Source organism: Actinospineispora eucalypti, assembly GCF_039543365.1.
Taxonomy (GTDB): domain Bacteria; phylum Actinomycetota; class Actinomycetes; order Mycobacteriales; family Pseudonocardiaceae; genus Pseudonocardia; species Pseudonocardia eucalypti.
This window is the reverse complement of record NZ_BAABJP010000072.1, coordinates 1-663: the sequence shown is the minus strand read 5'-3', so window position 1 is coordinate 663 and position 663 is coordinate 1. Positions and strand designations below refer to the sequence as shown.

At 68.6% G+C, this 663-nt stretch carries 1 protein-coding gene; it reads right to left on the bottom strand.

What is annotated here, in order from left to right; all coding sequences use genetic code 11:
* Window positions 1-663 (bottom strand): AMP-binding protein (locus ABEB12_RS41950; RefSeq protein ID WP_345703604.1); only part of this gene is annotated, 663 nt, incomplete at both ends.

The window sequence follows — 663 nt, the reverse complement described above, 5'->3', positions numbered from 1 at the left end:
GGGGTGGGGTCCGGTGTAGAACGCGACCAGGCGTTTGCCCCGGTCGGGGTCTTGGGTGATGACGACGGCGCCGTCGTTGACCCCGGGAACCCGCAGCAGGGCGTTTTCGATTTCGCCGATCTCGATGCGGAACCCGGCGATTTTGACCTGTCCGTCGCGGCGGCCAAGGAACTCCAACTTGCCGTCCGGGCGCCACCGGCCGTAGTCCCCACCCAGGTAGAGCCGCTGTCCGGGTTGGTGGGGGTCGGTCAGGTAGCACTCGGCGGTGCGGTCGGGGTCGTTGATATAACCCCGCCCGACACACACCCCGGAGAACGCGATCAGTCCGGGCGCGCCCAGCGGGACGGGGGACAGGTGTTCATCCACGACGTAGACGGTGACGTTGTTGACCGGCGGCCCCAGCGGGATCCGCCCGTCTACCGGGGGGTGGTGCAGGATTTCGTGGTTGGTGTCGTCGGAGGTTTCGGTCAGCCCGTAGGCGTTGACCAGCCTCACGGCCGGTTGGGCGGTGAACCAGCGTTCGGCCAGCTCGGCCTTCAACGCTTCGCCGGTGGCGGAGATGAAACGCAGCGCCGGCAGCGCGGTCGGGTTGGCCTCCAGGTGGGTGAGCACCACGTCCAGGTAGGACGGCACCACCTGCGCCACCGCCACCTTCTCGCGGCG